Consider the following 12,881-nt stretch of genomic DNA (forward strand, 5'->3'; position numbering starts at 1 on the left):
GGCGGCGGATTCGAGCTCGATACCGTGGCGTTGGCCGTACCGAAACGACAATGCATGGACCGCGAATCCTTCGGATGTCGCAATGGCCGCTGCGGTTGCGGAGTCCAACCCTCCACTCAAAAGAACGACTGCCGGTTTCATGGTCTCGGAAGATAAAGCATAGCGACAGGGCGTATCGAGCCGGATCTAAGCCGGCGCTCGACGCTCAGTTGCGTTCGTCCGCCGGTCGGAGGAGCGAGCGGATTCGCGCCAGTGCCGTTTCGCCGACATCGGAGAACTCGATCCCGAGTAACCAGCGTTCCTCGGACGTACTCGGAGAGACCCACGCCACGGAGCCCACGGCTTGAATACCTTCCGGGATCTCCGGCGCCTCCATCTCGACCAACAGTCGCGAACGTACCGCAAACATGCGATCGGCCCACACTTGCAGACCGCCCTCGCTGATGTTGCGCCCGAGCACCGGGTGCATGCCCGCAGCACCGCCGAGCGCATCCGAGCCGAGTTGCATGAGGCGAGCGTGGCAGTCCCAGGACACCCGCTCGTAGCTCCGTCGATCCGCTTCCGCTTCGCTGGCCGCCATAAACACCTCATACCGTCTGATTGATTGAACCCAGAGCCGTCGGTCGACCGCTTCGCGTCGTATGCAAGCCTTTGACGCGGCGAACGATCTTCGATATCCGACGCCCCGCGAGGTGATGGCCGCTACGGCCCCTGGCCCACGCCCCGCGCTGCGCCCTGCCGAGTGGCACGAATCGCTTAAACACAGCGCCGCGCTAAGGATAGCGCTCGTTCGAGAGGCTGTCGACCGACCTTTCGGAGGATCGCGAGGCGCAGCGATGGGATCGGCGATCCCGCTGGCGGACGGATCAGATCGGAACGGGGAAGGTTCGTCGAAACGGCAAGACGGATGACGGAGATGCCGTGAAACTGCGGTGTCGGTCGGTACCGGCGGTACGGCCATGCTCGACGGCGTGGGACCGTCGAGCATGGCGCGATTGGCGAACGCGATGGTCTGATTACCCGCGAATTCGATCCACGCGTGGAAGAATCCGCATCAGCCCGGTCCGATCAGGCCCAACCGAAGCCCATCTGGAACACGACGGCATGGAGCACCAAAGCAATGATCAACAGAAGAAAGAAGATCGGCATCAGCCATGTCGCGGGATTGAGGACCAGCCACACCTTCCAATCGTCTTCCGGGTTCTTCGGCTTTGCAATCTGGACGTCACTCATAATCTTGATCTCGTCGAAGTCGGATTTAGAACCAGGGATTGGCAGCGATCACGAAGAGGTGAACCAATGCAGCGATCCCGACGTATGCGGTGTAGGTCACCTTGAACTGCTCATGAAGTTCTTTTGCTTGTTGGTCGGTGAGACCGGACAGAGACTGCGCCATGATTGAGCTCCTTTGCTGGATTTTTCATCGAGCAACGTAGGCCAAGCCGAGGCCGGACAGGCGTCGAGGCTTAGGCCGCCTCGGGCACCACGATCACTTCGACCGGCACCGGCACGACCGCGGGTGCAGCTTCTTCGGCCGGAGCTTCTTCCGCAGCAGGCGCAGCTTCGACGGGAGCGGCCTCGGCGGCCGGCGCGGCTTCGACCGGAGCGGCCTCGGCAGCAGGCGCGGCTTCGACCGGAGCGGCCTCGGCAGCAGGCGCGGCTTCGACCGGAGCGGCCTCGGCGGCGGGCGCGGCTTCGGCAGGCGCTTCCTCGGCGACCGGCACGACTTCCTCGACGATCACGATGACTTCTTCGACGACGGGCGCATCTGCAACCGGCGCGACCGCAGCAGGCTCGACGGCCTTGCTGGATTCCCATGCGTTACCCGGGAGGGAGAAGGCATACAGGTGCACGCCCAACGCGATGACGAGAAGGGCAGCCAACATCGGCACCAACCAAACGGCCGGGTTGATCACCAGCCAAATTCGGTAGTCGCGCTGACTCGGGCTGTAATTGAGAACGTTGCGGAAAGCGTCTTGAAGCATGGGTGTGGCCTCCTTGATTTAGAACCAGGGGTTGCTCGCAATAATGAACAGATGCACGAGTGCTGCGATCCCGACGTACGCCGTGTAGGTGACCTTGAATTGCTTGTGAAATTCTTTTGCTTGCTCCGAGGTAAGCCCGGACAGGCTCTTTTCTTGCTGCTGCTGCGCGACGACGGGCTTCGCCTGTCCGCGCGCTTTGCTGCCGGTTGATGGTGTGGCGGGAGATCGCTGCCCAGCCATTGGATTGGCCTCCTTACGGGTTGTGCCGAGGTCGCCGCCCAGAATCTGTGCGACGGGGGATCCGGCATTTAGAACCGCAAAGGCGCAAAGGACGCAAAGGAAAACAACAATCTGCAATGCGGACGACGTTCACCCTTCGAGTCAATAGCGTCTTTGAAGCAAGGCTTTGAACGCCTTTCCGTCCTTTGCGGTTCAACTGATCTTTGTAGGATCAGCTATCGGCTTTGTGTGGCGGATTTCGCGGAATTCGGCTGAGGGAAGGTGCCGCGAGGTTTGGACGAGCTTGTGGTTTGTTATCACCGGCAAACATCTAATCGGCGATAATGCACTGCTTATCTTCGTTTTTTCATCAAGATGGCAAGCCGCCGAATTCCGGTGCAGAGCTCGCCCTGGCGCACGGTGCGCGTCTCGCCGAAAACTGAAACATGCCTGGAGACTCGATCCCCCGACCCTGGTCGGAGGCCCCGATCTGACGACTCATAGCCGCTAGCTGAAGGCTGGCGGCTGGCGGCTGGTGGCTGGTGGCTGGTGGCTGGTGGCTGGCGGCTGGCGGCTGGCGGCTGAAACCTACCGCCCCAACCCCGCCGCGATCTGCCGAATCCGCTCGACCATTGCGACCAGACCATTGCGGCGGGTCATACTGAGATGATCGTCGAGACCGAGACGGCTGAAGAAGGCTTGCGCATCGAAGGCGAGGATGGCTCCGGCCTTTTGGCCGGAGTAGAGCTGCTGCAGCAGGGCGATGAGGCCCCGGACGATGTTGGCGTCGCTGTCGGCAAGGAACTCGATGACGTCGGTCGAGCCCGGACGCACGCGGGCCGAGAGGTGAACGCGACTCTGGCAACCGGGGACGAAGGTCTCCGGGGTCTTCAAGGCATCCGGCATCGGCGTCAAACGCTCGCCGAGATCCATGATCTGTTGATGGCGCATCGGCCAATCGGGGAGAAGATCGAAGATTTCCGCGATCTCTTCGGCGGCCGACGCGGGTGAGTCGGCGACCGCGACCGGATAGAGGATCTCCGCGGGAGGCGTTTCGGTCCGCCCCTTCCGGGCGGACGCGTCGCGAGCGACGGAGACGATCTCGGCGAGCGCATCGGCGAGCCGCTCGACCTCCGCTTCGGTGTTGTAGGCACCGAAGGAGGCACGTGCGGTCGAGGCGATGCCGAGGCGGTCCATCAGCGGCTGGCAGCAATGGTGACCGGTACGGATGCAGATGCCGCGTAGATCGAGCTGCATGCCGATATCCAGCGTGCCGATCGGCGGATCGACCATGACCCAGGAGACGACGGCGGCCTTCTGCGGTGCGGTACCCTTGATCTCGAGACCGGGGATGGCGGACAGCCGCTCGGTGACCTGCCGCAGGAGACGCTGCTCGTGCGCGTGGATCCGTTCGAATCCGACCCCTTCGAGCCACTCGATGGCCGCGGCAAGACCGACCGCGCCGGCGATATGGGGCGTGCCGGCCTCGAACTTGTTCGGGATCTGGGCATAGGTGGTCTTCTCGAAGGTGACCTGCTCGATCATGTCGCCGCCGCCCTGGTACGGCGGCATCGCCTCGAGCAGAGCGCGCTTCCCGTAGAGCACGCCCATGCCGGTCGGTCCGTAGAGCTTGTGTCCGGAGAAGGCGTAGAAGTCGGCGTCGAGGGCTTGAACATCGGTCGCACCGTGAGAGACCCACTGGGCGCCGTCGATCAGCGCGAGCGCCCCCGCGGCATGGGCCTCCTCGATGATCGCCTTGACCGGGTTGATGGTTCCGAGCGCGTTGGAGACGTGGTTGACTGCGACCAGCCGGGTACGCGAGGAGAGCAGGCGACGGTAGGCGTCCATGTCGAGCTCGCCGGAATCGTCGATCGGGATGACCCGGATGCGCGCACCCGTGGCCTCGCAGACCATCTGCCAAGGTACGATGTTGGAGTGATGCTCGAGGTTGGAGAGGATGATCTCGTCGCCGCACGTCAGCTTGGCCCGACCCCAGGAGGAGGCGACCAGGTTGATGGACTCGGTCGTCCCGCGCGTGAAGAGACACTCGACCGGCTCGGCGGCGTGCAGGAAATGCGCGACCATCTCGCGCGCGTAGTCGTGCATCCGGGTGGCGTTGCGCGAGAGCTGGTAGACGCCGCGATGGATGTTGGCGTGGTATTGCTGGTGATAGTCGCTCACCGCCTGGATGACCTGGAGCGGTTGCTGGGTGCTCGCGGCATTGTCCAGGTAGGCCAACGGCTGATCGTGCACCCGGGTTGCGAGGATCGGAAACTGGGCGCGCAGGGCCGTCAGGTCCAAGGGCACGGAGGGTGCGGGGGTCGGTGAGAGTCGAGGAGTCATCTTCGGTTCAGTGCACTCGGATGTGGCTGTAGATGTCCAGGTATTGGCGTGCCGGTCGGCCCCATGAGCGGTCGACACGCATCCCGTTGATCTGCAGCTGGCGGAAATACTCGGGGTGATTCCGCCACAGATCGATCGCGCGCTCCATGGCGGATGCCAGGGCGGACTCGGTCAGGTCGTCGAAGAGATAGCCGTTGCGCTCCTCGAAGGGACGATCCGAGTAATTGGCGTCGAAGACCGTATCGGCGAGTCCGCCGACACGCCGCGCGATCGGGACCACGCCGTATTTCATCGCGATCATCTGGGTTAACCCGCAGGGCTCGTAGATGCTCGGGATGAGGATCATGTCCGCGCCTGCATAGATGAGATGGGACAACTCCTCGTCGTACGCAAGGACCAGACGGCAATCCGGGTGCCCCTCGGTGTCCTCTTGGAGGCGCCGAAACTGCTCGGCCACGACCGGATCGAGCGCAGCGCCGAGGAGCGCGAGCTGGCAGTCGAGCGCGCACGCATGGGCGATGCCGAAACGCAGGAGATACACGCCTTTCTGATAATCCAGCCGGCTGACCACGGCCACGATGGGCTTCTCGGCTTGAACGAGGCCCAGATACGCGCGCAAGGCCCGGCGATTGGCCTCCTTGCCTTCGAGTCGATCGGCATCGAAGGGCTCCGGGATGTGGCGATCGGTCGCGGGGTTCCAGACCGCATCGTCGATGCCGTTCAGCACGCCGCCGAACTTTCCGTCATGGGTCTTCAGCACGTCCTGGAGCCCCATGCCCTGCTCGGTGTTCTGAATCTCCCAGGCATAGCGGGGCGAGACGGTGTTGACGAAATTGGAGAACACGATCCCGCCCTTCATCAGATTCACGGCGCGCGGATCGGCGGGATCCTGGAGACGGTCCGCCGTCATGAGCCGAGCCGGGTCCAGACCGACCTGACGTAGGATGGATTCGCCCACGACACCCTGATAGCCGACGTTGTGCAGGCTGTAGCAGACACGCACGTCGGTCAGTCCGAGCCGCTGGTACAGCTCGAACAAGAGCACCGGCACGAGCGCGGTCTGCCAGTCGTGACAATGGATGACGTCCGGGCGCCTGCCCGAGATCAGCATGAACTCGAGCACGGCCCGACAGAAGAAGGCAAAACGATCCGCGTCGTCGGACTCGCCGTAGATGCGCCCGCGCTTGAAGAACCGATGGGGCGAGTCGGGCTCGATGAAGAAGCAGGTCACCCCGTCGACCTCACCCGAGTCGACACGACAGTCGATCCACTGATCGAAGTAAGGGACGCGCAGGTTGCGGTAGACCTCGCGGCGTCCCTCGATCAGATCGTGACGCAATGAATCGTACCCCGGCAAAAAGACCTCGACCTCTTGCCCGAGCGCGAGCAGCTCGCGCGAGAGCCCGTGCACAACATCCCCGAGCCCGCCTGCCTTCGCGATCGGCGCACATTCCGCGCTGACCATGGCGATGTACATATACCTTTCCCCTATCGGTCTTTTTGGTTCCGGGGGACGCCGATACCGTCGTTTCCCCTCTCGCGACGTCGCCCCGGCATACCGCCGGGACCCGATTGAACCCTCCGGAAGAGGCTCAGTCGTTCCCGCCGCGCGCCGCGATGTAGGCCAACGCCTTGTCGATGCGACGCAGCGTTGCGTCCTTGCCGACCAACCGCAGGGTCTCGTCGATGCCGGGCGAGGCGGCGCGACCGACGATCGCCACGCGCAAGGGCTGAGCGACCTTGCCCATATTGGTCCCGAGCTCCTCGGCGACGCCTTCCACCACGTGCTTGAGCCCCTCGAGCGTCCAATCCTCGTAGGCCATCAGCTCGAAGGCCGCACGCAGGCGCTCGAGCCCCTCGCGGGCCACCAGACGCAGATGCTTCTTGGCGGAGGCCTCGTCGAAGGTCTCGAAGTCGCGATAAAAGAAGGCGCTGATCTCGGCCAGCTCGGTCAGGGTTTTGGCGCGCGCGGCTTGGGCCTTGACCACCTCGACCAGATCCGGGCCGGACGCGGGGTCGATATCGAGCCGACCCATGTGCGGACTAAGCAGGCGGGCGATCCGCGCCGGATCGGCGTGGTGCAGGTACTGCTGGTTGAGCCAATCGAGCTTGTCGGTGTTGAACGCCGAGGCCGCCTTGTTGACGTCCCCGATCTCGAAGAGGTTGATCATCTCCTCGACGGAGAAGAGCTCCTGATCGCCGTGCGACCACCCGAGACGGACCAGATAATTGAGCAGTGCCTCGGGCAGATAACCCTGATCGCGATAGGCGATGACGCTCACCGCACCGTGGCGCTTGGACAGACGCGCCCCGTCGTCGCCGAGGATCATCGGCACGTGGGCGTAGCGCGGCGGCTCGTGGCCGAGCGCGCGCAGGATATTGATCTGACGCGGCGTGTTGTTGATATGGTCGTCGCCGCGGATGACATGGGTGATGCCCATATCCGAGTCGTCCACCACCACGCTCAGGTTGTAGGTCGGCGCACCGTCGCTGCGCCGGATGACCAGGTCGTCCAGCTCGGCGTTGGCGAAGACGATCCGCCCGCGGATCATGTCGTCGACAACCACGACGCCGTCGGCGGGGTTCTTGAAGCGGATGACATGCGGCTCGTTCGGGTCGACCTCATGGCCGCGACAATGGCCGTCATAGCGCGGTTTGAGCCGCTGCGCCATCTGATCCTCGCGCAGTTTTTCCAGGCGATCCTTCGAGCAGACGCACCGATAGGCCAGCCCCTTGGCGAGCAGCTCGTCGATGACGGCGTTGTAGCGCTCGAAGCGCTGGGTCTGATAGAAGGGCCCCTCGTCGTAGTCCAAGCCGAGCCAGGTCATGCCCTCGAGAATGGCGTTCACGGACTCGGCGGTCGAGCGTTCCAGGTCCGTATCCTCGATCCTCAGCACGAACTGCCCGCCGTGCTTGCGCGCGAAGAGATAGCTGAAGAGCGCCGTGCGGGCGCCTCCGACGTGCAGATAACCGGTAGGGGACGGGGCGAATCGGGTACGGACGGTCATGGGCTTCCGGATCGGTTGAGTGGGACGCGTGGCGGCGATTCTAACAGAGCCCCTTCGACCTGCCCGCTTGTTCGCGCGCCTTCGTCCCTCACCTTGATATTGCCTCGGCGTGTTCGAGCCTCGCCTTGGCCGAGCCTCGCCTTGTCCGAGCCTCGCCTTGTCCGAGCCTCGCCTTGTCCGAGCAAGCGCCCTTCGGTTATGTTCGCGCCATGAGATTCTCAGAAGCAGACGGCAGCAGCGGTCAACTGATCGACGCCTACGGGAGCGAGGGCATCCTGATCGGGGGGCGACGCTTTACCCGCGGGTTGATCGTGACGCCGAACCGGATCGAAGATGGCTGGGGTCCGGCGCACCCGGTCGATTTGACGGTCGAGCACCTGGATGCTCTGCTCGCGATCGAGCCGGAAACCCAGGTCATCGTGCTGGGGACCGGCGAGACTCAGGTCTTTCCCGATCCGGCGCTCTACTTCGCCGTGATCGGGCACGGCGTCGGATTCGAGGTCATGGACACGGGTGCCGCCTGTCGGACCTACAATATCTTGATGTCGGAAGGGCGGCGCGTCGTCGCCGGGCTGCTGCCCCTGGCGCTTGAACCACGCTGAACCGCGCTGAACCGCATCCGGCGTGATCAATGCTGTTTCAGCGACGCGTCGCGTTCAGCTTGGCCCTCCCGACTTGGAGTCGACGCGGTTCAGGTGATTTATTCGGTCTTTTCGGGTCCGAACCTTTACGCCGCGCGTGTCGGCTTACAGCTCGCTCGATCGTCATCGCATCTCTCGGAGCGCTTCATTCCATGGATCGACAGATCATTCTCTCCGTCCTCGGCGTCGCCGTCTTGGGCTTCTTGGGCGTTCTTCTCCTGATGCCTGCGTCGATCGAGGATGGCCCGGATCGCTTGCCTTGGCGCGTCTCGCAGGACGTCGCCGGGCGCACACAGGTCTTTGGTTTCACCCTCGGGGAGACCACGTTGGCGCAGGTACGCGCGCTCTTCGGAGAGGACGGCAAGGTCAACCTCTTCCAGGACCCGACGCAGACCGAGCCCTACGGCGTGGAAGCCTTCTTCGACCAGATCCATCTGCAGCGTCTGCGTGCGGACTTCGTGATCACGCTCGATGTCGATCAGAACACCCTAGCCGCCATGTACGAGCGCGGCTTGCGGATCAGCCAGGTCGGCAGCGGCAGCCGCAAGGTCAAGCTCGACCCGAACGATGTCGAGACCCTGGCCTCCCGCCCGATCCGGTCCATCAGCTACCTTCCGAAGGCCAGGCTGGACAACGAGCTGATCGAGCAACGTTTCGGAACACCCGATCTGCGCCTGACCGAGCCCGAGACCGAGATCGTCCATTGGCTCTACCCCGAACGCGGAATGGACATCGGCCGCAGCCCCAACGGAAACGTGATCATCCAATACGTGAACCCGGTCGACTTCGACCGGCTCCTGAGACCTCTGCAGGATGCCGTCCCCGTGGAGGAGACGCAGCCGGAGACCTGAGCATGTCGAAGCACGCGCTGATCCTCGTCTGGGCCCTGGCGGGCTTCGTGCTCGCAGGGTGGACGGCGGCCGCCGACCCGACCAAGATCCGTTTCGTCACCGACTGGAAGGCACAGGCGCCGCTGGGCGGCTTCTATCAAGCCAAGGCGCTCGGGCTTTATGCCGAGCAAGGGCTCGATGTCGAGATCATTCAGGGCGGCCCCTCCGTGAACGTCCCGCTCTTGCTGGGCTCCAACCAGGTCGATTTCGGGATCGGCTCCAACAGCTTCATCCCGCTCAATATCGTCGAGTCCGGGATCCCGGCCACCGCCGTCGCGGCCATCTTCCAGAAAGACCCGCAGGTCCTGATCACGCACCCGCGCGAGGACGTCCGATCCATCGCCGACATGCAGGGCAAGCCGATCATGATCTCGGACGCCGGCGTCGGTAGCCATTGGATCTGGCTGAAAGCCAAATTCGGATTCACGGATCGGCAGATCCGCAAGTACACCTACAACCTCGCCCCCTTCCTCGTCGACCCGAGCGCGATCCAACAAGGCTATGTCACCAGCGAGCCTTACGAGATCGCGAAGGCAAGCGGCGTCGAGCCGCAGGTCTTTCTGCTCGCCGACGAGGATTACCCCTCCTACGGGACCCTGATCCTGGCCTCCGACGCGCGCATCCGAAGCGACCCGCAGCAGGTTCGGGCCTTCGTCGCGGCCTCCATCGCCGGGTGGAAGGACTATCTCACAGGCGACCCGACACCGGGCAACACCCTGATCAAGGCCGACAACCCGGAGATGACCGACGCTGTGCTCCGACACGCTATCGCCGAGATGAACCGCCACCGGCTCGCCACCGCGGGCGATGCCGAGACCGCCGGGATCGGCGTCATGACCAAGGTGCGCTGGCAGGCCTTCTTCGAGACCATGTCCTCCGATGGGTTGTACCCGGCGAGCCTGGATTGGCGACGCGCCTACTCGCTCGACTTCCTCCCCCCTGCCCCCGCGCCGACACCGTGAGCCGCGACCTCCGGCTGGATCGGCTGGCCAAGACCTTCCCCAACGGCACTGCAGCACTGGGGGATCTGAGCGCCGACATCGCGGCCGGTGCCTTTGTCTCCCTGCTTGGCCCTTCCGGATGCGGAAAGAGTACGGTGCTGAGACTGATCGCCGGCCTGGAGGAGCCCACACGGGGTCGGGTCGAATGGCCGCAGACCCGCGGCTCGCTCGGCGTCATCTTCCAGGAACCGACGCTGATGGCCTGGGCCAGTGCGGCCAAGAACGTTGCCCTGCCGCTTGAGCTCGCCGGCATGGCCAAGACCCAAGCGCGCGAGCGGGCCTGCGGCGCGCTGGAGAAGGTGGACCTCGCAGGCTTTGCCGACGCCCTGCCCCGCGAGCTCTCGGGCGGGATGCGCATGCGGGTCTCCATCGCACGCGCGCTGGTCGCCGACCCCGATGTTCTGTTGATGGACGAGCCGTTCGCGGCGCTCGACGAATTCACCCGCGGCAAGCTCAACGACGACCTGCTGCGCCTCTGGGCCGAGCGCGGATTCACGGGGGTCTTCGTCACGCACTCGGTCTTCGAGGCCGTGTATCTGTCGCAACGTATCCTGATCCTCAGCGGACGCCCGGGACGTCTGGTCGCCGACATCCAGAATCCCGCGCCTTACCCGCGCGAGCCCGGCTATCGAACCTCCGCCGCATTCAACGCGACCGCGCGCGACATCCTCGATGTCCTGGAGGAGGTCTCGACATGCTGATGCAGGTCCTGCGGATCATCCTGCCGATCGCGCTCTTCGCGGGATTGATCCAATTCTGGGAGTGGTCCGTCGTCTATTGGGAGATCCAGCCCTTCATCCTGCCGCCGCCGAGCGCTATCCTGGCGGTCTTCGAAACCGACGGGGCCTCTTTGCTCGGCTCGGCCTGGACGACCTTGGGCACGACATTGGCCGCTTTCGCCCTGGCAGTGTTCTCGGGCACGGCGCTCGCGGCGCTCTTCGCCTCCAGCCGGATCGCGGAGGCAGCGCTCTCGCCCTACGCCGTGATCCTGCAGGTCACGCCGATCATCGCCATCGCCCCCTTGATCATCGTCTGGGTCGGCCTCGACAATGCCTGGCTCGCCGTGCTGATACTTGCCTGGATCGCCGCCTTTTTCCCGGTCCTGGCAAGCGCCACCGCCGGGCTGAAGGCAGTCGACCCCAATCTACGCGACCTCTTCAGGCTGTATCGCGCGGACTTTCGCCAGACCTTTATCCGGCTGATGGTCCCCTCCTCCTTGCCCTATCTCCTCGCCGGCATCAAGACCGCCGGTGGACTCGCACTGGTCGGTGCGGTCGTCGCCGAGTTCGCTGCGGCCTCCGGAAACACCAACGGGCTGGCCTGGCGCATCCTCGAGGCCGGCAATCGGCTGCAGATCGCCAAGATGTTCGCCGCCCTCCTGCTGCTCGCGCTGATGGGCGTCGCCCTTTATGCGATCCTGAGCTTCGTTGAATGGCTGCTGCTGCATCGGTGGCACGGGGATCGGCGGCGCGCCTGAATCCGACCGGGACGCGGCGCGTGAGGCCGCAAATCAGGCGAGTGCAAAAGCCCCCGGGATAGACGACTTGCCGTCGTCCTCTTCAGCCGACCCGGGTGATCGAGCTCTGGACGCGGTTTAGGTGAAGAGGGTCAAGACGCCCGTGTAGCCGTAGAGACGATCCTGCGAGATCTCGCCGTTGGCGTAGAAACCGACAATGGGCACATCGCCGAGCGCGGCGTGGATCTGCTTGAGCTCGGCCGAATCGGGACCGAAGAGGTTGACTCCGCGCCCCAAACAGGAGACGTAGATGCCGCCTCGCGGGGGCGCAGGAAGGCGGCCCTTGATACCCTTGAGCATCCGATCGAGATCCTCGCGGGCCGTGTCGGCATCGCGCCTGCAGAACATCAGCTCGCGCCCCGGCTCCACCAGATCGCCGATCGCGACCAGGCCGTGATTGGGATCGATGCCGACCAGATTGCGCACCAGATAATCGCCGGTATCCGAGCCCTGGATCGGCAACCCGGCGAAGATGTAGCCGCCGAGGCGCGACAGATCACGGGCGAGGATCTCGCCGATATCCCGCTTGAGTACATCCAGGGCGGGCTCGCCGTCGAGCCGCATCAGGATGTTGCGCTGGCCTTCGGAGATCACGTGGTGCGGTCCGATCGGCGAGCAGCCTTGGCTGAGCCGGGTCAGGATCCCGACCCGTTCGGAGAAGAGGACGCCGGACAGCCCGCCGCGCGTCACGCCGTCGGCGATGGTGAGGGCGTCCGCTCGCGCGCTGGCGAGACCGCCGACGAGGAAACCCGCGGTGGTCCGCTGTGCGAGCTGTTGGATCAGGGCTTCGGTCAGAGCGTTTGACGGGTCGCCGTGGACGAGGCCCAGATAGGGCGGGTTGGCGCCCATCCACTCGCCGTTTCGCAGATCGAAGTCATCGAGATCCTCGACCAGACTCGGGAAGACGCGGAAATCCTCGGTCGGAAACTCTCCGAGCATGACCGCGATTGCGGGCTCCTCGTAATACTCGGCACCGGTCGCACAGATTCCCAGACCGATACTGCCGACCCATTGATCGACGCCGGTCGCCCCGCGGAAGGTTCGAATGATCTCGTCGAGCTCGTCGGCAAGGGCGTCCGTGACATACAGAAACCCGAGCGTCGCCTCCTGCGGGACGCTCCCGATCTGCGTCAGACACCGATCGACTGCCTGACGCCAATCGGGATCCGCGGCATGTCCGAAGCGAAATGAAGTCATCGTGTTTGAGCCGTCCAGGGTGGAATGTCGAGTCGCACCGGCACGACGCCGAGTCGCGCCCGGTGCGGTATGCGAAATGTG

15 protein-coding genes are annotated in these 12,881 nt (G+C 64.3%); 5 read left to right on the forward strand and 10 right to left on the reverse strand.

Features of this window, described 5'->3' with window-relative positions; genetic code table 11:
- From THIMADRAFT_RS25180 to gltX, 9 genes are all read right to left on the reverse strand, one after another.
- The coding region (locus THIMADRAFT_RS25180; RefSeq protein ID WP_199484189.1) for a 7-cyano-7-deazaguanine synthase at positions 1-141 on the reverse strand (141 nt) is incomplete at its 3' end.
- Positions 142-205: 64 nt separating this feature from the next.
- On the reverse strand, positions 206-580 hold the full coding sequence (locus tag THIMADRAFT_RS00005; protein WP_007190879.1) for a PilZ domain-containing protein: 375 nt from the start codon (positions 578-580) through the stop codon (positions 206-208).
- A gap of 488 nt (positions 581-1,068) precedes the next feature.
- The gene (gene pufA, locus THIMADRAFT_RS25185; protein ID WP_007190880.1) at positions 1,069-1,233 is read right to left on the reverse strand and encodes a light-harvesting antenna LH1, alpha subunit; all 165 of its coding nucleotides are present in this window, start codon (positions 1,231-1,233) and stop codon (positions 1,069-1,071) included.
- A 25-nt stretch (positions 1,234-1,258) separates the two neighbouring features.
- Positions 1,259-1,396, reverse strand: a complete 138-nt coding sequence (pufB, locus tag THIMADRAFT_RS00010; RefSeq protein WP_007190881.1) for a light-harvesting antenna LH1, beta subunit — start codon at positions 1,394-1,396, stop codon at positions 1,259-1,261.
- A gap of 70 nt (positions 1,397-1,466) precedes the next feature.
- Positions 1,467-1,985, reverse strand: coding sequence for a light-harvesting antenna LH1, alpha subunit (gene pufA, locus THIMADRAFT_RS27305; RefSeq protein ID WP_007190882.1), 519 nt, complete (start codon positions 1,983-1,985; stop codon positions 1,467-1,469).
- A gap of 18 nt (positions 1,986-2,003) precedes the next feature.
- A complete protein-coding gene (locus THIMADRAFT_RS27620; protein ID WP_040729252.1) occupies positions 2,004-2,129 on the reverse strand; it encodes a light-harvesting protein in 126 nt (41 codons plus the stop codon).
- 663 nt (positions 2,130-2,792) lie between these two features.
- Positions 2,793-4,547 carry a SufS family cysteine desulfurase gene (locus THIMADRAFT_RS00025; protein WP_007190884.1) on the reverse strand — a complete coding sequence of 585 codons (1,755 nt, stop codon included), beginning with the start codon at positions 4,545-4,547 and terminating at the stop codon, positions 2,793-2,795.
- Between the two features lie 7 nt (positions 4,548-4,554).
- Complete coding sequence (locus THIMADRAFT_RS00030) at positions 4,555-6,024, reverse strand: glycogen synthase (RefSeq protein ID WP_007190885.1); 1,470 nt, start codon at positions 6,022-6,024, stop codon at positions 4,555-4,557.
- Positions 6,025-6,139: 115 nt separating this feature from the next.
- Positions 6,140-7,555, reverse strand: coding sequence for a glutamate--tRNA ligase (gltX, locus tag THIMADRAFT_RS00035; protein ID WP_007190886.1), 1,416 nt, complete (start codon positions 7,553-7,555; stop codon positions 6,140-6,142).
- A gap of 209 nt (positions 7,556-7,764) precedes the next feature.
- Here gltX and THIMADRAFT_RS00040 point away from each other — a divergent pair, with 209 nt between their 5' ends.
- The 5 genes from THIMADRAFT_RS00040 to THIMADRAFT_RS00060 all read left to right on the forward strand — a co-directional run bounded on the left by THIMADRAFT_RS00040 (position 7,765) and on the right by THIMADRAFT_RS00060 (position 11,564).
- A complete protein-coding gene (locus tag THIMADRAFT_RS00040; protein ID WP_040729254.1) occupies positions 7,765-8,157 on the forward strand; it encodes an Mth938-like domain-containing protein in 393 nt (130 codons plus the stop codon).
- Positions 8,158-8,348: 191 nt separating this feature from the next.
- A complete protein-coding gene (locus THIMADRAFT_RS00045; protein WP_007190888.1) occupies positions 8,349-9,047 on the forward strand; it encodes a hypothetical protein in 699 nt (232 codons plus the stop codon).
- Between the two features lie 2 nt (positions 9,048-9,049).
- Complete coding sequence (locus THIMADRAFT_RS00050) at positions 9,050-10,048, forward strand: ABC transporter substrate-binding protein (RefSeq protein ID WP_007190889.1); 999 nt, start codon at positions 9,050-9,052, stop codon at positions 10,046-10,048.
- Positions 10,045-10,788, forward strand: coding sequence for an ABC transporter ATP-binding protein (locus tag THIMADRAFT_RS00055; RefSeq protein ID WP_007190890.1), 744 nt, complete (start codon positions 10,045-10,047; stop codon positions 10,786-10,788). Before THIMADRAFT_RS00050 ends, THIMADRAFT_RS00055 begins: the two co-directional genes overlap by 4 nt.
- A complete protein-coding gene (locus THIMADRAFT_RS00060) occupies positions 10,782-11,564 on the forward strand; it encodes an ABC transporter permease (RefSeq protein ID WP_007190891.1) in 783 nt (260 codons plus the stop codon). The genes THIMADRAFT_RS00055 and THIMADRAFT_RS00060 overlap by 7 nt, the downstream gene beginning before the upstream one ends.
- 117 nt (positions 11,565-11,681) lie before the next feature.
- Here the strand turns inward: THIMADRAFT_RS00060 and THIMADRAFT_RS00065 are convergent, their stop codons facing one another.
- Complete coding sequence (locus THIMADRAFT_RS00065) at positions 11,682-12,800, reverse strand: FIST signal transduction protein (RefSeq protein WP_040729180.1); 1,119 nt, start codon at positions 12,798-12,800, stop codon at positions 11,682-11,684.
- Positions 12,801-12,881 lie beyond the last annotated feature (81 nt).

Source organism: Thiocapsa marina 5811 (genome assembly GCF_000223985.1).
Taxonomy (GTDB): Bacteria; Pseudomonadota; Gammaproteobacteria; order Chromatiales; family Chromatiaceae; genus Thiocapsa; species Thiocapsa marina.